We start from the raw sequence: 15,372 nt of genomic DNA, 5'->3' as shown, positions 1-15,372 counted from the left end.
GCGGGGCCGCTTATCTGGAAGGATTGTTTATGGCACAGGTCATTATCGAATTCACTGGCTCCTGGCGCGGTTATGGCAAGGGCGAAGTGGCAGGCTTTGAGGAAGACGTGGCGCAGTCGCTGATCGACGGCGGGCGCGCCGTGGCCTACGAAGGCGGAAAGGGTGGCAAGAAAGGGAAGTCGAGAGTACCGGCACCTGGCGGGGAACAGTCCGGAACTGCTCCGCAGCCGGGGGCGGAGTCCGGCTCGGCGCCAGAGTCTGGTTCGCCCGACGACGAAGCCAAGCCCTAGCCGTGGGGCGTCGTATCGCCTACACGGGGGCGCCCGTGCTGACGTTGGAGCAGATCGCCTTTCAGGTTCGGGCAGAGCCTGAGGATCTGCAGCCCGAGCTGATCAATCAGATCATCATTCCGGGGGTGACTGGCTATTGCGAGTCGAAGACGGGGGCAGCAGTTCGTGAAGCGCTGTATGAGGACGAATGGCTGGCCTCCTATCCCTCGGGGCATTCGCTCGACATTGGCCAGGTGGTTGCTGTCGAGTCGGTGGTGGTGTTGGGGGCCGCCGTGACGCCGTACACCGGGCGGGTGGAGCTGGAGCAGGGAAGCAAGGAAAGCTATCTGCATTTCCCGGACGGTCGGCCGTCTGGCCGGCTGCGCATCCGCTATCTCGCTGGGGTGGACCTTCAGGCTTACCCTAGCGTGTTGTCCTGGTTGTTGCTTGCGGCCGAAACAGCGTTCACCCATCGGGGGCTGCTGGTGATAGGGCAGAGCATAGCCGAGCTGCCGTCGCTCTATCTCGATCACCTGTTGGCCGATATCACTGTCCCGCCGAGGTTCTGACTATGGCTATGCGTGAACCGCGTTCGGGGGAGCTGGACCGGCGTATCTTGATCCGCTTGCGAACAGATATCCCGGCCGAGGATCAGGGGCTGACCCCGGTGTTTTCGACTGAAAAGGAGCGCTGGGCCAAGATCGAGCCGGTAGGTACGGCGGTTTACAACTCCGGGGTGCAAGTCGATAGCAAGGTGACTCATAGAATCATTCTGTACCTGCTTGCGGGCATGAGTGAAGCGCATGAGGTGCTGTATCGAGAGACGATCTACCGGGTTAGTCGGGTGTCCGAAATGAACGGTAGTCGCAAGTTCACGTTGCTGGAGGTTGAAGAACTGGGACCGCAGAAAGCGAGCGGGGGTGTCTATGTCTAACTCGGCATCGGTTGAGGGGTATTTGCACTTCGAAGGCTTCGACAGCTTCGAGCGTGACGCCTTCGACAAGAAGGCGATCCGCGCAGGGATGCGCAGGGCTGGTCGTCTGGTCACTCAACGCGCACAGATGAACCTTGCTCTGGGCAAGGGGCAGGAAGGCTACCCGGTTAACCGCACCGGGGCCACCTTGGAATCCATCGCATTCAAGGTGTCGCGGTCGGGCTTTCTGGTGAGGATCGCGCCCCGCAAGACAGCGGCCATGGCTGAGTTCTACCCGGCCTACCTGCACTACGGTGTAAAGCGTGGTGGGCGCCTTGGGAAGCTGGCGCCAGGGAAGGGCAAAGGAAAGTCTAACCGGCGCGCAGCTGGAGCCCGCGCGGCGGCACTCGCGGAGCGGGCAGCCGGAGAGTGGCGTATCAAGCCCAGGGGTAACTACATGGCTGATGCTCTGCAGGACTCCAGTTCCGACGTGCAACGGATTCTGCGCGACGCCTTTGCAGAAGCCCTGCATTAGCGGGGCGTGATGGTTCAGAACCTCGCAATGGCGGGGTTTTTTTATGTCCGAGGTTCTTCTATGAGGCTAAGCCCCATCGTTGCGCACTTGCGGGCCCACTGCCCGACATTCTCTCAACGTGTCGTAGGCGGTATCGATTGGGATGCCGTCGCCGAAAGCGCAAAACTCCAGTTACCGGCGGCTTACGTGATCGCCACGGCCGACGCCGCGACGCCATGTGAGGCTCAGAACAGCCTAATCCAGGGCGTGACGGATCAATTCAACGTAGTAGTCGTTTTAGAGCCCAAGGACGAGCGGGGGCAGGAGGCCAATGATCTGTTGCATGGGGTTCGCGCTGAGCTGTGGCGGGCCTTGGTGGGCTGGAGGCCAGCACCTGAATACACGCCTATCCAGTATGGCCAAGGCGCCTTGCTGCATATCAGCCGTGCCCGGGTTGTTTTCCAGTTCGGCTTTCTTGCCGAGTTCCAGCTCGGCCGAAATCGAGCTGATCAGCCTGCGGAAACCTGGCAGGAGTACGAACTAGACGGGTTGCCCGCGCTGGAGGGCATCAACATCGCTGTCGATTTTATCGATCCGATGACCGACAAAAACCTATCCGCGACCGGGCCTGACGGCCGGGTCGAGATGATGACTCGCGAGGAACTTTCGTGATGCAAACATTCGTTCATGTGAAGCCGGCGCCGGGGCGTGATTGCCCAGTTCCGGAAGACGGCGGCCGCCTGTTGCCTGCAGAAGGGCGGCCGGTGGTGCTCAATGCCTGGTGGCAACGCCGGCTCAACGATGGTGACGTGATCCGGCCCGAGGATCTGCCGGCCGCTGAAACCAAGCCTGCGAAAGGGGGCAAAGCATGATCAGCTTCAACAACATTCCCGCCGATATCCGCGTGCCGCTGTTTTACGCCGAGGTTGATAACTCGATGGCAAACACCAGCGGCGGCGGCGCGTTGCGCCGGCTGATCGTCGGACAAGTGAACGAAGGTGTCACCAGTTCCGAGGTCGGCCGCCTGGTCCTGGTGACGCGCCTGGCCGATGTTCTGGATATCGGTGGCGCCGGCTCGATGCTCGCGGCTATGTACAACAAGCACCGGGCCATCGACGTGGCCGGCGAGGTCTGGTGTTTGCCGCTGACCGTGACCGAAGGCACGGCGGCCAAGGGCACCGTTACGGTAACGGGCACGGCATCGGCGCCGGGCCTGGTCAATCTGTACATTGCTGGTCAGCGAGTGCGGACCAACGTCGCCGCGTCCATGTCCGCCGAGGCGGTGGCCACTGCCATCGCGGCCCGGGTTAACGAGTCGATCGATTTGCCGGTAACGGCCACGGCGGCCGGCGAGGTGGTCAACCTGGTGGCGAAGTTCAAGGGCGACCTCGGCAACGATATCCGCATTGAACTGAACCGTCTGGGCCGGGCATCTGGCGAGGAAACGCCGCCAGGTCTAACCCTGGTGGCGGGTGTGATGACCGGCGGGCTCGGCGCGCCGGACATGGCTGCCGCGCTGGCGGCGCTGGGGGACGAACCTTTCGAATTCATCTGTCAGCCCTGGAGCGACACGGCCACGCTCGACGCCTGGAAGGCCACCATGGACGACACGGCCGGTCGCTGGTCCTGGGCCAAGCAGCTCTATGGCCATGTTTACAGTGCCAAGCGCGGCAGTGTCGGTGAGCTGGTGGCCGCCGGCCGGGCCCGCAACGATCAGCACATGACGTTGCACGGCTTCGAACGGGGGTTGCCGCAGCCGGTGTGGGAAGTGGCGGCGCAGTACGCAGCACGAACGGCGGTGTTCATCAGTGCCGACCCCGGCCGGCCGACGCAGACAGGCGCCCTGTCGGGCATCGATCCAGCCCCGGCCAGCGACCGCTTTACCCTGACTGAGCGTCAATCGCTGCTGAGCTACGGCATTGCTACCGCGTACTACGAGGGCGGTTCGTACCGCATTCAGCGCGCCGTGACGACGTACCAGCGCAACGCATACGGCCAGGCCGATACGTCCTATTTGGACAGCGAGCCGCTGCACCAGTCGGCGCATGTGATTCGCAACCTGCAAGGCCGCATTACCAGCAAATACGGCCGTCACAAGCTGGCCAACGATGGCACCGCCTTCGGCGATGGTCAGGCCATCGTGACGCCGTTGGTGATCCGTGGCGAGCTGGTGGCGGCCTACGGCGAGCTGGAGCGCGCCGGCCTGGTCGAGAACATGGAGCTGTTCAAGCAACACCTGATCGTTGAGCGCGACGCGAAAGACCCGAACCGAATCGCGGTGCTGTTCCCGCCGGATCTGGTCAACCAGCTGCGCGTCCTGGCCCTGTCGTATCAGTTCCGGCTGCAGTACCCCGACGCCGCATAAACCCTACCGATTCACCCCGGCCCGCCTTGTGCGGGCCTTTTTGTGGAGCCCTTTTTTATGGGTCAGAAAGTTGCAGGTACTTGTTACATCAAGGTCGATGGCGAACAGCTGACGATCACGGGCGGCGTTGAGGTGCCGCTTTCGAAGTACAAGCGGGAAACGATCATCAAGGGCTACTTCAAAGAGGAAGACGTTACGCCCTCTCTGAAAGTGGACGCGGTGAAGACCCCGCGTTTTCCCATGGCCAAGCTTGAGAACGGCACGAACATGACTATCACGGCCGAATTCAAGGATGGCAGTAGCTACGTGCTGTCCGGGGCCTACCTGGTCGACGAAGTGAAAGTGACAGGGGATGACGGCAAGGTCTCCCTGAATTTCGAAGGTATCGCGGGAGACTGGCAGTAATGAGCATCGTAACTATTCAGCTGAGTGCACCGATTCAAGCCCACGGTGAAACCCTGGTGGCCCTGGAGCTGCGCAGGCCCACGGTGCAGGACTGCCGCGATATCAAAGCGCTGCCGTACAAGATCGACAAAGACGAGTCGGTTTCCCTGGATCTGGACATTGCCAGCAAGTATATCGCCGTGTGTGCCGGCATTCCCCCGGGCTCTGTTGGCCAGCTGGAACTGCACGACTTCAACGGCATTGCCTGGGCGGTTGCGGGTTTTTTCATGGCTGCCGCTTCGCCGAAATCGGAGAGCTAACCGAGCTGGCCTATGACCTGGCCTGGTACTGGAAAACCAGCCCGGAACAGGTCAAGGCCTGGCCCCTGGATGTGCTGTTCGAAAGTGAAGAACACGCGCACCGAATACAGCGGCAAACCGCATCAGGGGGTGAATGATGGCGGATAGATTCCAGCTCAAGGCGTTGATTACCGGTGTCGATAAGCTGTCGCCGGTATTGACAGGAGTTCGAAAGAACGCGGCGAATCTGCGCAAGCAGTTGAACAGTTCGGGCCTCGGGAAAATCACTTTCGGCGATGCAATCCAAGGGGGGGCCATAGCGGCCCCCTTTGTCATGGGGGTGCAAGCGGCAATCAAGTTTGAAAGCGCCATGGCGGACGTAAAGAAGGTCGTTGACTTCGAGACGCCCGCGCAGTTCAAGGCGATGGGGGAGGATGTTCTGAACCTGTCCGAACGCCTGCCGATGGCGGCGGACGGGATCGCTAAAATCGTTGCGGCTGGCGGTCAGTCGGGCATTGCCCGGAAAGGTTTCGAACGGGAAGACCTCAACCAGTTCGCCGAGGACGCGGTAAAAATGGGCGTGGCTTTCGACCAGACGGCCGAACAGTCCGGGGAAATGATGGCGAAGTGGCGCACCGCGTTTCACATGAGCCAAACCGAAGTGGTGACCCTGGCCGACAAGATCAACTATCTAGCGAACAACGGCGCGGCCAGTACCGCGCAAATCTCGGCCATCGTGACAGCCATCGGCCCGTTGGGCGAGGTGGCCGGGGTCAACGCTGGGCAGCTCGCGGCGATGGGGTCGGCTCTGGCCGGGGTGGGAATCGGCCAGGAGGTGGCAGCCACCGGCATCAAAAACTTTATGCTGACGCTGAGCGCCGGCACGGCGGCTACTAAGTCGCAGAAAGAAGCGTTCAAGGCGTTGCGGCTGGATGCTAGCCAAATCTCCAAGGGCATGCAGACAGATAGCGAGGGCACGATTAACCGCGTCCTGATGACCCTGGCCAAGGTCGAGAAAAGCAAGCAGGCGGCGGTCCTGACGAACTTGTTTGGCAAGGAGTCGGTAGGGGCCATCGCGCCGCTGTTGACGAACCTAGACACGCTGCAGAAAAACTTTAAAAACGTCGGTGAAGGCGGCGAGTTCTCCGGCTCGATGTTGGCTGAATACACGGCCCGCGCCGCGACCACGGAAAACTCCCTGCAGCTGCTGCAGAACCGCGTAACTCGTCTGGGCATTACGGTTGGCAACGCCCTGTTGCCGCCGCTCAATGACTTTGTGGCCGTTGTCGGGCCGATTGTCAGCCAGGCGGCCGAGTTCGCCGGAGCCAACCCGATGTTGATCAAGGGCATTCTCGGCGCGGCTGTGGGGTTCACAGCGCTGCGCCTGGCCGCTGCCGGCGCTACTGCAGTGCTTACGATCATGAACGGCGTAGCGATGATGAGCCCGATAGGCCTGATCGTGCGCGGGATCGCGATTGCGGCCGGTGTCCTGATGGCCAACTGGTCAACGGTGGGTCCGTACTTCGAAAAGCTCTGGCAGCAAATCAAGGGCCCGGCCATGGTGCTGTGGGGTTGGTTCAAGCAGGCGTTCCGCTGGACTCCGCTTGGCCTGATCGCGGCGAACTGGGGGCAGCTGATCCCTTTTTGCGTGCGACTGTGGGAGCAGGTCAAGGCGCCGGCCATGGCGGCCTGGGAGTTCCTGAAAGCCGGCCTGAGCTGGACCCCTATCGGGATGGTGATTCAGAACTGGGGGCCCCTGGTCGAGTTCTTTAGCGCGCTGCGGGAACTGATCAAAGCGTTTTCCGGGCCGATCATCGACTACATGAAACACATGTTCGACTGGACCCCGCTCGGCTTGATCGTCAAGCACTGGGCGCCTATCACGCAGTTTTTCCAAGACCTGTGGAGCGACCTTAAACCGATCATCGAACCGATGATGCAGTTCCTAGGGGTCAGCTCAGACGGTGACGGGGTGATCAGCGCGGCGTCGTCGAAGATCCGCAGCTGGGCCGAGCAGCAGAACGCCCGAAACGGCGAAGGGTTGCCGGCGCCGGGGCAACTGGTCAAGCCGATTGCTGCAGCGCCTGAGCTGCTGCCGCAGGCGACGCAGGTAGCCAGCCTGCTACGCGCACCAGCGAACGACAGCGGGCCCCTGCTGCAGGTGGTGGCAGCGGCAAAGACCCTGCCGGGGCCGCTGCCGGCGCCTGCAGGTGTCAAGGCGCTGCTGCCGGAGGCCGAAGGCCGGCCGCCGGTTTCGGCTCGGTCCGGCATCGGCTCGGGCAGTCTGCCGGCCGAACGCGGGTCGCTGATTCAGAAAACGGCCGCGTCACAGCGTACCGAGCTGACCGGTGCCATGGTCGTGCGCTTTGAAAACGCACCTGCAGGCATGCGGGCGGACCCTGCGCAAACCAATCAACCCGGGCTGTCGGTTAGCCCGCAGGTGGGCTACCGGTCCTTAGGGGGTAGGAATGGCTGATAAGCCGGATACGTGGCGGGAACAGTTGTACCCGCCGAGCTTTAGAGGCGTGCCGTTCTTTGTTGACAGCGACGCAACCCCGGTCGGGCGCCGGACGCAGTTGCACGAGTACCCCCAGCGGGACCGGCCGCAGGTGGAAGACATGGGCGCCAAGACCCGAGAGATAAAGCTCGATGCGTTCGTAATCGGCGATGACTGTCTGTTCCAGCGGGACAACCTGCTGCATGCGCTGGAAACGCCCGGCCCCGGCGAGCTGGTGCACCCCTGGTTCGGCCGCCTGCAGGTGACGGCCGGCGAGGGCTGCGAGGTGTTGCACGAACGCCGGGCCGGCGGCCTGGTGCGTTTCGCCCTGGTGTTTGTCGAAGCCGGGGAGAAGGGCTACCCGGTCGGGGTCAAGCGTCAATCGGTGCAGGTCGAGGAAGATTCCGAAAGCCTGCTTGAGTCGGCAATTGCTCGCTACAAGCAAGCGATGGCCGTGGTAGACCGGGCCCGGATGGCCATCACAGTGCTGCAGAACGGTATAGCCGGGATTCAGCAGGTGATTCAGCAGGAGTTTGGGCAGCTGCTGGGCATTGTCAGTTCGGTTGAAGCCCTGGCCGACATGCTGACGAATGCCCCCGGCAACTTCGCGGCGATGATCCGCGCACAGTTCGCCGGGGTTGGGGGGCGCTCGCGGTCCTCGGGCTACCGCTGGGAGCCTTCCAGCGGCGCGCACAGCGCGGCAGCGGTCGAGGCGGACCCTGAGTTCGCCCGAACGGTTGCGCGCCTGGCAGGCACCGAACAGGACGTTCCAAGCCTGGTTGAAGCCTCGCGGGACATTGCGGCGAAAACCGAGCTGGCCCAGGGCTTGAGCGAGGAAATCAAGCGCGACGCCGAAGCCGTCACGCCGGCCGGTGGCCAGGCGACGGCGGCCACGGTGCTGGCTGCGCGTGAGCTGATGCGTGACGCCCTGATCGTTCACGCGGCGCGCTCGGCGGCCTCAATGCCGGTTGTGCCTGCGCCGGTCCCCTTGCCAGGTGTGCCGGTGGTCGAGCAGCAGGTATCGGCGCCGATCACTCGGCCCGAGGTGCCGGCAGCGGCGGACGTGATCGAGCTGCGCGACGCGCTGAACGATGCGCTGTGGTCGGCCGCCCTGGTGGCCCCTCATGAGCATTTCCAGGCCCTGGAGGCGCTGCGCAAGAGCGCGAAAGCGCATCTGTCCGAAGTCGCCGCCGCCGGGGTGCGCCTGGTGGTGGTCGAGCGCAAGGAAAGTCTGCCGGCGGTCGTGCTGGCTTATCAGTGCTTTGGCGACGCCTCCCGCGCAGATGAAATCGTTACGCGCAACAAAGTCTCGCACCCCGGGTTTCTGCCGGCGGGTGCGCTGTACGTCGCCCAGGAGTAACCCCCATGCACGAACAGAACGCTGTCACGCTGAGCGTGAACGGCTTGGATTATGACGGCTGGAAGAAAGTCAGCATCAGCGCCGGCATTGAGCGCTTGTGTCGAGACTTCAAGCTCGACGTGACCTGGCGCTGGCCTGGCCAGGCCGAAGAAATCCCGATTCGCCAAGGCGACTTTTGCCAAGTCCGGATAGGCGGCGACCTGGTGTTATCCGGCTGGATCTTCGGCACACCGGTTAGCTACGACAGCAAGTCGGTCACGCGCTCGATTCAGGGCCGATCAGTGACCGCGGATCTGGTCGATTGCTCGGCGATCAACAAGCCCGGGCAGTGGAAGGGGCAGAGCATCCAGCAGATTGTGCAGGCCCTGGCCGAGCCCTACGGCGTCCAGGTGCGCAGCCAGGCCGCCGAAACCACCAAGCTTGCTGAGCACAGCATCGAGCCCGGGGAATCGGTGTTTGAGTCCATCGACCGGCTGTTGACCCTCTCGCGCCTGCTGGCCACGGACGACAGCCTGGGTCGGGTGGTGATCATTCGCCCAGGCAGCGCCGGGCGGGCGGTGGACAGCCTGCAGCTGGGTGAAAACATCCTGACCGGTTCGGCAGACCTGGACTTTTCCGGCGTGTTTTCTGAATACGTTGTCACCGGCCAGCGCGCCGGCAATGACGACGATTACGGCGCCAAAGCCTCGGAAATCAAGGCCTCTGCCGCTGACCCTCGCGCAGCGCGCAAGCGCGTACTGCAGATTCACGAAAGCGGGCAGATGACCCCGGAGCTGGCCAGCGCCCGGGCGAACTGGGAGCGCGGGAGCCGCATGGGCAAGGCGCTAACCCTGCACTACAAAATCCAGAGTTGGCGGCAGTCGAACGGCGCGCTGTGGCTGCCGAACATGATTGTTCGTGTGGTAGATCCGCTGATCGGCATGGACCGTGACCTGCTGATCAGTGAAATCGAGTACAGCCTCGACGAGTCCGGAACCGTCGCGAATCTCACAGTAGCGCCGCCGGACGCTTTCGAGCCGGAGCCGAAAGACCCGCACAAGAGCCGCAAGCTCAAGAAGGGCGGCAAGGCGGACAACTTCGAATACCTCATACCTGCCGACTGGAAGCCCGAACCATGAAACCAGCACGCAACAACGTGGCCCGGGGCGAAGTCGCCTTGGTGAACCCTGCCGGCAAGCTGCAGGGCCTGCAAATGCGACTGACCGCTGATGAGGTTCGCGATGGCCTGGAACACTTCGAACCCTACGGCATCACGTCCAACCCGCACCCGGGCGCCGAAGGTATCGCGCTGTTTTTGGGCGATGGTCGCTCGCATGGGGTGGTGCTGAATGTCGCTGACCGGCGCTTTCGTCTGCAGGCGCTCGCCCCGGGCGAGGTGGCTTTGTACACCGATGAGGGCGACGTGCTGCACTTCAAGCGCGGTCGGGTGATCGAGATTGAAACCGTAACCCTCAAGGTCAAGGCCTCGGCCGGCGTGGAGTTCGATACGCCGGAGATCCGCACCACCGGGGAAATCGTCTCGGCCGGCGATCAGGTGGCCGCCGGCATTAGCCAGGTGAAGCACGCGCACACTGGAGTTATGCCCGGCCCTGGTCAGTCCGGCCCGCCTGCAGGGGGTGGCCAATGATCCTGCAGGATGACGCTACCGACGCCGCCTGGCAGCGCGCCGCCGTTATCAGTCTGCTGACCTGGCGCCGCGCCGGCCCTGACGACCGGATCGACGACGCCGAGCGCTTCGGGTGGTGGGGCGACAGCTTCCCCAGCCTGGCCAACGACCGTATCGGTTCGCGGCTGTGGCAGCTGCGCCGCGCCAAGCTGACGGCCGAAACCGCGCAGACCGCCGAGGCATTCGCTCGTGAGGCTCTGGCCTGGATGACCGAGGACGGCCGGGTCACGACCGTTACGGTCACGACCACTCGCGGCGTGGATCGGCTGGAACTGCAGGTGCTGCTAACCCTGCGCGACGGCCGAACGATCGATGTTCAACTAGACAATCTATGGCAGGTGATCAATGCCGTTTAATACCCCGAGTCTGCCCGAGCTGATCAGCCGCGAGCTGTCGAGCCTGGCCGGCTCCAGCGCCCTGGTGCGCTCTGATGCCGAGGTGCTGGCCCGGGTACTGGCCGCCGCATCGTTCGGCCGCTACGGCCATCAGAAGTACATAGCCGACCAGATTTTGCCCGACACTGCAGACGAAGAAACCTTGCTGCGCATGGCTCAGGCGCGGCTCAAGCGCGGGCGCCTGCAGGCGGTGGCGGCGTCGGGCGTGTCGGCGTTCACCGGGGCCCCCTCGGCGGTCCTCGATGCCGGCACGCTGCTGCAGCGTGATGACGGCGTGCGCTTTCGCGTTACGGTAACGACGACCCTAGCCGGATCTGCCGGCGAGGCGAAGTTAGAGGCCCTGGAGCCGGGCCCCCTGGGCAACACCAGCGCCGGTGCGGTCTTGCGCCTGGTGTCGCCCGTTCTGGGCGTCAACGCGGCGTTTACTGTGCAAGCCCCAGGGCTTCGCGGTGGCGTCGCCCAGGAGAGCGTAGAAGCGCTACGCGCCCGGGTGATTCGCTCGTATCGGGTGATCCCGCACGGCGGCAGCACCAGCGATTACGAAACCTGGGCCCTGGAGGTGGCCGGCGTGACCCGCGCCTGGGTTGTTCGGCACTTCATGGGCCCGGGTACGGTCGGGCTGTTCTTCATGCGCGACAACGATCCGGACCCGATCCCCAGCGCCCAGGCTTGCGCCGAAGTGCATGCCTACATTGAGCGCGAGCGGCCGGTAACGGCCGAACTGTACGTGCTGCCGCCGGATGAAAAACCGGTTCAGTACGAAATCAAGGTAACGCCGGACAGTTCGGCGGTTCGCCGGGCTGTAGAGGCCGCGCTGATCGATCTGCACAGCCGTGAGTCGGCCTTGGGCGCGGAGCTGTTGTTGACGCATATCCGCGAGGCCATCAGCGGCGCAGCCGGCGAACGCGATCATGAGTTGTTGAGCCCTACGGCGAACGTCAAGGCCGCCCCTAATCAGTTGCTGACCTATGGGGGTGTGCTGTGGCGATAAGAACCGCCGAGGACTACCGCGCCCAGCTGCAGGCGCTGCTGCCCCCGGGGCCGGCCTGGGACCGGGAATTTAACCCCGGGCTGGATTCGCTGCTGCAGGTGGCGGCGGATCTGCTGGCCCGCGAGGACGCCCGGGCGGCGGATCTGCTGGCCGAAAGCAACCCCTACACCGTGCGCGAGCTGGTGCCCGACTGGGAACGGGTTATGCACCTGCCTGACCCCTGCCTGGGCGAGTCGCCGAAGTTCGAAGACCGGCAGCTTTCGGTCAGGCGCCGACTGATCGAGGCGGGCGGTCAGTCGCCGGCCTATTTCGTGGATCTGGCGGTCAGCCAGGGCTATTCGGATGCCCGCGTGATTGAGCATCGGGCGCCGCGCTTCGGCCGCGCCCGGTTCGGTCTGGGGCACTTCGGCACCTGGGCGGCTCAGTTTATGTGGACCCTCGACACCGGCCCCCGGCGCCGCCTGGGCCGTCGCTTCGGCGCGGCGTACTTCGGCGAGCAGTTCGGCGGCAACCCTTCCGGCGCCCTGGAGTGCGCACTACGGCGCAGCGCGCCTGCGCACGCTATCGAAAATATCAAATACGGGAACTGAACATGGACTATCCAAAGAGTATTCCAGGCGTGGGCCTGGTTGACGGGCACTTTGTTGACGAGAACCCGGCGACCGGGCAAGTCGGCTCGCTGATCCCGGCGGCATGGGGCGACGCGATCACGCAAGAAATTCTGAACGTGATCAAGGCCGCCGGCATGGCGCCGAGTGAGTCAAATGTCAGCCAGCTGGCTGCCGCTGTGCAGGCCATTGCCGCGTCCGACATCAAACGCTCGGTACTGGTGGCCACCACCGGCCCTATCGCCCTGAGCGGCCTGCAGAGCATCGACGGTGTTGCCGTCCCGGCCGGGGCCCGGGTGCTGGTGAAGAACCAAGCGAACAGCGCGCAGAACTGGATTTACGTTGCTGCAGCAGGTTCCTGGACGCGGGCCCAGGATGCCGACGATAGCGCGAAGTGCACGCCGGGGCACCTGATTGGCGTGCAATCCGGTACGGCGAACGCCGGGGCCGTCTGGCAACTGGCCAACACCGCTATTCCAGTATTGGGCACTACGGCGCTGGTGTTCACCCTGGCCATCGGTAAAACCGGTGTGATTGCCGGCGAATACCGCCGGGTCGTTGTCGATGCGCTGGGGCGTATTACTGGCGGCAGCAATCCCACTACATTGGGCGGTTACGGTATTACTGACGGCGCGACCAAAACGGAAGTTGGCAGTAAAGCTGATAAGGCTACAACGTTGGGCGGTTACGGTATTACTGACGGAGCTACCAAGGCGGAAGTTAGTAGTAAAGCTGATAAGGCTACTACTCTGGGTGGTTACGGTATTACTGATGCTGCAACTATCGCATTGCTTAATAGCTCTGTTGCTCAGTTGTTACCCAGGGCCGGCGGCTTGGTTTCAGGCCCTATTTACCTTAGTAATGGAACCAATTATTCACCTGAATTTGCCATGAAAACTCCAGAGCTGGAGGTTTATATGGACGTTGCAAACAAGTGGTTCAGGATTCTTGCAACTTATAATAATGCTACGACTTTTCCTATGGTTATTAATGCCGCTGAAAAGTCTGTTTATTTTTACGATAATATCGCATGGCACTCCGGGAACTTTAACCCCGCAACCAAGGCTGATGCCGCTCTGGTTAACCAGGCCACGGAAAACAGCCGAGGAACGGCAAAGGTTGCGTCACAAAGCGCCGTAAATGCTGGTGTTGACGGTGAGTCGTTTGTTGCTCCCAAAACGCTTTTGGGCGGCTTTAGAATTCTGCTGGCCAACAATGGATATATAGTTTTTCCGGGGTGGCTCGGTGGTTTCGTTATTCAGTGGGCGTCGGGTGTAAATGCGGCAGTAAGCGGCGGCGGAATAATTTCGCAAGATATACAGTTCCCTATTCCATTCCCCAATGCTGTTTTGGGTGGGCACGTTACTAGCAAATATATCTCCGGGACGACGACTGTCTCTTATGAGGCGGCATCAGGGCTAAATAATTCAAAGGTTAGTGTGACGGTTGTTAACCCTGTATCGAGTGGTTCCGGTGTCAGTCAACCGCGTGTGTACTTTTTTGGTTATTGATTTTTTATGGGGGATTTATGGCAGATAAGTATTTTGCAACTGTTGACCCGCAAGGGAATCTAGAACTTTGTTTGATTGAAGGTGTTCACAAAATTCCGGAAGGCGCGGTGCCGGTTGATCATAAAACTTGGTTCAATCTTACTCAGGAGCGATCCAGTCTTTGGACATGGGATGGCAATACATTCGTTAAGAGCCCAGCACCCGTAGCTGTCCCCGATCCTGAATTTGTAGCAGCAGCAGAGCGCGGATGGAGAAGCGCCGAGCTGTACGCGACGGATGGAGTAGTGGCACGCCATCGCGATCAAGTCGAGGCCGGAGCTACAACGACGCTACGAGGGGATCAGTACAAGGAGTTGCAAGCGTACCGGCAAGCGCTTCGAGACTGGCCGCAGTCGTCGGACTTCCCTGATGTTCAGCACCGCCCTGCAGCACCGCCCTGGATCGCTGAGCAGGTCCAGTAAACGCCCCGCATTGACGGGGCGTTTTCATTTCTAATCTAGAGTTTTTTCTATGCCTATTACAGAACAGCAATTGCTGCAGATCCTTCCCAACGCCCGCCGCCAAGCGGGCGTTTTTGTTCCTGCCCTCAACGCGACCATGAGCAAATACGCAATCGTCACCCGATTGCGTATGGCGGCGTTCCTAGCGCAGATCGGCCATGAGTCCGGTCAACTGCAATACGTGCGCGAGCTGGGCACCGACCAGTACCTGAGCAAATACGACACCGGCAACCTGGCCAAGCGCTTGGGCAATACTCCCGAAGCGGATGGCGACGGCCAAAAGTACCGGGGCAGGGGCCTGATTCAAGTTACCGGCCGGGCAAACTATGAAGCGTGCAGTGAAGCGCTGTTCGGCGACTCGCGACTGCTCAACACCCCCGAGCTGCTAGAAAACCCAGTCTATGCCGCGCTGTCTGCGGGTTGGTTTTGGCAGCGGGCGGCGTTGAACACGCTGGCCGATAAGGGCGACTTCCTCACCATCACCAAGCGCATCAACGGCGGCACCAACGGCCTGGCGGATCGCGAGGCGCTGTATCAGCGCGCATTGAAGGTGCTGGCATGAAGGCCTCGGGCTGGTTGTTGCCAGCCCTGGCCCTGGTGCTGGGGCTCGCCTTAGGCGGCTGGGCGGCCTGGTCCTGGCAGGCGAACGCCTACGGCAAGGCCCTGGCCGAACAGGCCAAAGCGTACAGCACGGACCGGGAGCAGGCCGCTACGGCTGTGATCAACTGGCAGGGCGAGCAGCAAGACGCTCGCCGGGAGCTGGAGGATCGCCTGCAGGTGAATGATGAAACCCACTACAAGGAATTGCGTGATGAACAAACGAAACAGGCTCGCCTGCGTGGTCAGTTGGCTACTGCTGATGTCCGGCTGTCAGTCCTACTCAACGCCACCGCCTCGGGTGGTAGCGGTGGGGTGTCAGCCACCGCCGGCACCTGCGGCATGGTTCATGGAGGAACGCGAGCCGAACTTGACCCAGCGGCTGCTCAACGAATTGTCACCATCACCAGTGACGGTGATCAAGGAATAATCGCTCTGGCAGCTTGTCAGGATTACGTGAGGGGAGTCTTTATAACGAAGTGAAGATGACTAAATTAGAAAAC

20 protein-coding genes are annotated in these 15,372 nt (G+C 62.2%); all 20 read left to right on the top strand.

What is annotated here, in order from left to right; genetic code table 11:
- Positions 1–29: 29 nt before the first annotated feature.
- The 20 genes from ACUXVH_RS07155 to ACUXVH_RS07060 all read left to right on the top strand — a co-directional run bounded on the left by ACUXVH_RS07155 (position 30) and on the right by ACUXVH_RS07060 (position 15,352).
- Entirely contained in the window at positions 30–290 is a 261-nt protein-coding gene (locus ACUXVH_RS07155) for a hypothetical protein (RefSeq protein WP_445494375.1), read from the top strand.
- Positions 291–325: 35 nt separating this feature from the next.
- Positions 326–838, top strand: a complete 513-nt coding sequence (locus ACUXVH_RS07150; protein WP_445494373.1) for a hypothetical protein — start codon at positions 326–328, stop codon at positions 836–838.
- Between the two features lie 2 nt (positions 839–840).
- Complete coding sequence (locus tag ACUXVH_RS07145) at positions 841–1,203, top strand: head-tail adaptor protein (RefSeq protein WP_445494371.1); 363 nt, start codon at positions 841–843, stop codon at positions 1,201–1,203.
- Positions 1,196–1,717: a hypothetical protein gene (locus ACUXVH_RS07140; RefSeq protein WP_445494369.1), complete on the top strand. Its 522-nt coding sequence runs from the start codon at positions 1,196–1,198 to the stop codon at positions 1,715–1,717. The genes ACUXVH_RS07145 and ACUXVH_RS07140 overlap by 8 nt, the downstream gene beginning before the upstream one ends.
- 60 nt (positions 1,718–1,777) lie before the next feature.
- Complete coding sequence (locus ACUXVH_RS07135) at positions 1,778–2,368, top strand: phage tail terminator protein (RefSeq protein ID WP_445494639.1); 591 nt, start codon at positions 1,778–1,780, stop codon at positions 2,366–2,368.
- Complete coding sequence (locus ACUXVH_RS07130; RefSeq protein WP_445494367.1) at positions 2,368–2,568, top strand: DUF2635 domain-containing protein; 201 nt, start codon at positions 2,368–2,370, stop codon at positions 2,566–2,568. Before ACUXVH_RS07135 ends, ACUXVH_RS07130 begins: the two co-directional genes overlap by 1 nt.
- Entirely contained in the window at positions 2,565–4,061 is a 1,497-nt protein-coding gene (locus ACUXVH_RS07125; protein ID WP_445494365.1) for a phage tail sheath subtilisin-like domain-containing protein, read from the top strand. Before ACUXVH_RS07130 ends, ACUXVH_RS07125 begins: the two co-directional genes overlap by 4 nt.
- 57 nt (positions 4,062–4,118) lie before the next feature.
- Positions 4,119–4,466, top strand: coding sequence for a phage tail tube protein (locus tag ACUXVH_RS07120; protein ID WP_445494363.1), 348 nt, complete (start codon positions 4,119–4,121; stop codon positions 4,464–4,466).
- A complete protein-coding gene (locus ACUXVH_RS07115) occupies positions 4,466–4,765 on the top strand; it encodes a phage tail assembly protein (protein WP_445494361.1) in 300 nt (99 codons plus the stop codon). The genes ACUXVH_RS07120 and ACUXVH_RS07115 overlap by 1 nt, the downstream gene beginning before the upstream one ends.
- Positions 4,766–4,901: 136 nt before the next feature.
- Positions 4,902–7,220 carry a phage tail tape measure protein gene (locus ACUXVH_RS07110; protein ID WP_445494360.1) on the top strand — a complete coding sequence of 773 codons (2,319 nt, stop codon included), beginning with the start codon at positions 4,902–4,904 and terminating at the stop codon, positions 7,218–7,220.
- Entirely contained in the window at positions 7,213–8,601 is a 1,389-nt protein-coding gene (locus ACUXVH_RS07105; protein ID WP_445494358.1) for a DNA circularization protein, read from the top strand. The genes ACUXVH_RS07110 and ACUXVH_RS07105 overlap by 8 nt, the downstream gene beginning before the upstream one ends.
- 5 nt (positions 8,602–8,606) lie before the next feature.
- The gene (locus ACUXVH_RS07100; RefSeq protein ID WP_445494356.1) at positions 8,607–9,719 is read left to right on the top strand and encodes a phage baseplate assembly protein; all 1,113 of its coding nucleotides are present in this window, start codon (positions 8,607–8,609) and stop codon (positions 9,717–9,719) included.
- Entirely contained in the window at positions 9,716–10,228 is a 513-nt protein-coding gene (locus tag ACUXVH_RS07095; protein ID WP_445494354.1) for a phage baseplate assembly protein V, read from the top strand. Before ACUXVH_RS07100 ends, ACUXVH_RS07095 begins: the two co-directional genes overlap by 4 nt.
- Positions 10,228–10,623: a phage GP46 family protein gene (locus ACUXVH_RS07090; RefSeq protein WP_445494637.1), complete on the top strand. Its 396-nt coding sequence runs from the start codon at positions 10,228–10,230 to the stop codon at positions 10,621–10,623. Before ACUXVH_RS07095 ends, ACUXVH_RS07090 begins: the two co-directional genes overlap by 1 nt.
- On the top strand, positions 10,613–11,653 hold the full coding sequence (locus ACUXVH_RS07085; RefSeq protein WP_445494353.1) for a baseplate J/gp47 family protein: 1,041 nt from the start codon (positions 10,613–10,615) through the stop codon (positions 11,651–11,653). The genes ACUXVH_RS07090 and ACUXVH_RS07085 overlap by 11 nt, the downstream gene beginning before the upstream one ends.
- Positions 11,644–12,243 carry a YmfQ family protein gene (locus ACUXVH_RS07080; RefSeq protein ID WP_445494351.1) on the top strand — a complete coding sequence of 200 codons (600 nt, stop codon included), beginning with the start codon at positions 11,644–11,646 and terminating at the stop codon, positions 12,241–12,243. The genes ACUXVH_RS07085 and ACUXVH_RS07080 overlap by 10 nt, the downstream gene beginning before the upstream one ends.
- 2 nt (positions 12,244–12,245) lie before the next feature.
- A complete protein-coding gene (locus ACUXVH_RS07075) occupies positions 12,246–13,772 on the top strand; it encodes a gp53-like domain-containing protein (protein WP_445494349.1) in 1,527 nt (508 codons plus the stop codon).
- Between the two features lie 17 nt (positions 13,773–13,789).
- Complete coding sequence (locus tag ACUXVH_RS07070) at positions 13,790–14,233, top strand: phage tail assembly chaperone (RefSeq protein ID WP_445494347.1); 444 nt, start codon at positions 13,790–13,792, stop codon at positions 14,231–14,233.
- Positions 14,234–14,282: 49 nt separating this feature from the next.
- Positions 14,283–14,834 carry a glycoside hydrolase family 19 protein gene (locus tag ACUXVH_RS07065; protein ID WP_445494345.1) on the top strand — a complete coding sequence of 184 codons (552 nt, stop codon included), beginning with the start codon at positions 14,283–14,285 and terminating at the stop codon, positions 14,832–14,834.
- A complete protein-coding gene (locus tag ACUXVH_RS07060; protein WP_445494343.1) occupies positions 14,831–15,352 on the top strand; it encodes a lysis system i-spanin subunit Rz in 522 nt (173 codons plus the stop codon). Before ACUXVH_RS07065 ends, ACUXVH_RS07060 begins: the two co-directional genes overlap by 4 nt.
- Positions 15,353–15,372 lie beyond the last annotated feature (20 nt).

It is taken from the genome of Pseudomonas sp. 8(2025) (assembly GCF_052665325.1).
The sequence above is the reverse complement of the archived record's forward strand: the minus strand, read 5'-3'. Positions and strand labels throughout refer to the sequence as shown.

Coding starts and splice junctions, on each gene's coding strand:
- ACUXVH_RS07155 (WP_445494375.1), top strand. CDS start 30: ATGGCACAGGTCATTATCGAATTCACTGGCTCCTGGCGCGGTTATGGC.
- ACUXVH_RS07085 (WP_445494353.1), top strand. CDS start 10,613: ATGCCGTTTAATACCCCGAGTCTGCCCGAGCTGATCAGCCGCGAGCTG.
- ACUXVH_RS07125 (WP_445494365.1), top strand. CDS start 2,565: ATGATCAGCTTCAACAACATTCCCGCCGATATCCGCGTGCCGCTGTTT.
- ACUXVH_RS07105 (WP_445494358.1), top strand. CDS start 7,213: ATGGCTGATAAGCCGGATACGTGGCGGGAACAGTTGTACCCGCCGAGC.
- ACUXVH_RS07110 (WP_445494360.1), top strand. CDS start 4,902: ATGGCGGATAGATTCCAGCTCAAGGCGTTGATTACCGGTGTCGATAAG.
- ACUXVH_RS07070 (WP_445494347.1), top strand. CDS start 13,790: ATGGCAGATAAGTATTTTGCAACTGTTGACCCGCAAGGGAATCTAGAA.
- ACUXVH_RS07100 (WP_445494356.1), top strand. CDS start 8,607: ATGCACGAACAGAACGCTGTCACGCTGAGCGTGAACGGCTTGGATTAT.
- ACUXVH_RS07120 (WP_445494363.1), top strand. CDS start 4,119: ATGGGTCAGAAAGTTGCAGGTACTTGTTACATCAAGGTCGATGGCGAA.
- ACUXVH_RS07130 (WP_445494367.1), top strand. CDS start 2,368: ATGCAAACATTCGTTCATGTGAAGCCGGCGCCGGGGCGTGATTGCCCA.
- ACUXVH_RS07075 (WP_445494349.1), top strand. CDS start 12,246: ATGGACTATCCAAAGAGTATTCCAGGCGTGGGCCTGGTTGACGGGCAC.
- ACUXVH_RS07095 (WP_445494354.1), top strand. CDS start 9,716: ATGAAACCAGCACGCAACAACGTGGCCCGGGGCGAAGTCGCCTTGGTG.
- ACUXVH_RS07115 (WP_445494361.1), top strand. CDS start 4,466: ATGAGCATCGTAACTATTCAGCTGAGTGCACCGATTCAAGCCCACGGT.
- ACUXVH_RS07060 (WP_445494343.1), top strand. CDS start 14,831: ATGAAGGCCTCGGGCTGGTTGTTGCCAGCCCTGGCCCTGGTGCTGGGG.
- ACUXVH_RS07065 (WP_445494345.1), top strand. CDS start 14,283: ATGCCTATTACAGAACAGCAATTGCTGCAGATCCTTCCCAACGCCCGC.
- ACUXVH_RS07140 (WP_445494369.1), top strand. CDS start 1,196: ATGTCTAACTCGGCATCGGTTGAGGGGTATTTGCACTTCGAAGGCTTC.
- ACUXVH_RS07135 (WP_445494639.1), top strand. CDS start 1,778: ATGAGGCTAAGCCCCATCGTTGCGCACTTGCGGGCCCACTGCCCGACA.
- ACUXVH_RS07145 (WP_445494371.1), top strand. CDS start 841: ATGGCTATGCGTGAACCGCGTTCGGGGGAGCTGGACCGGCGTATCTTG.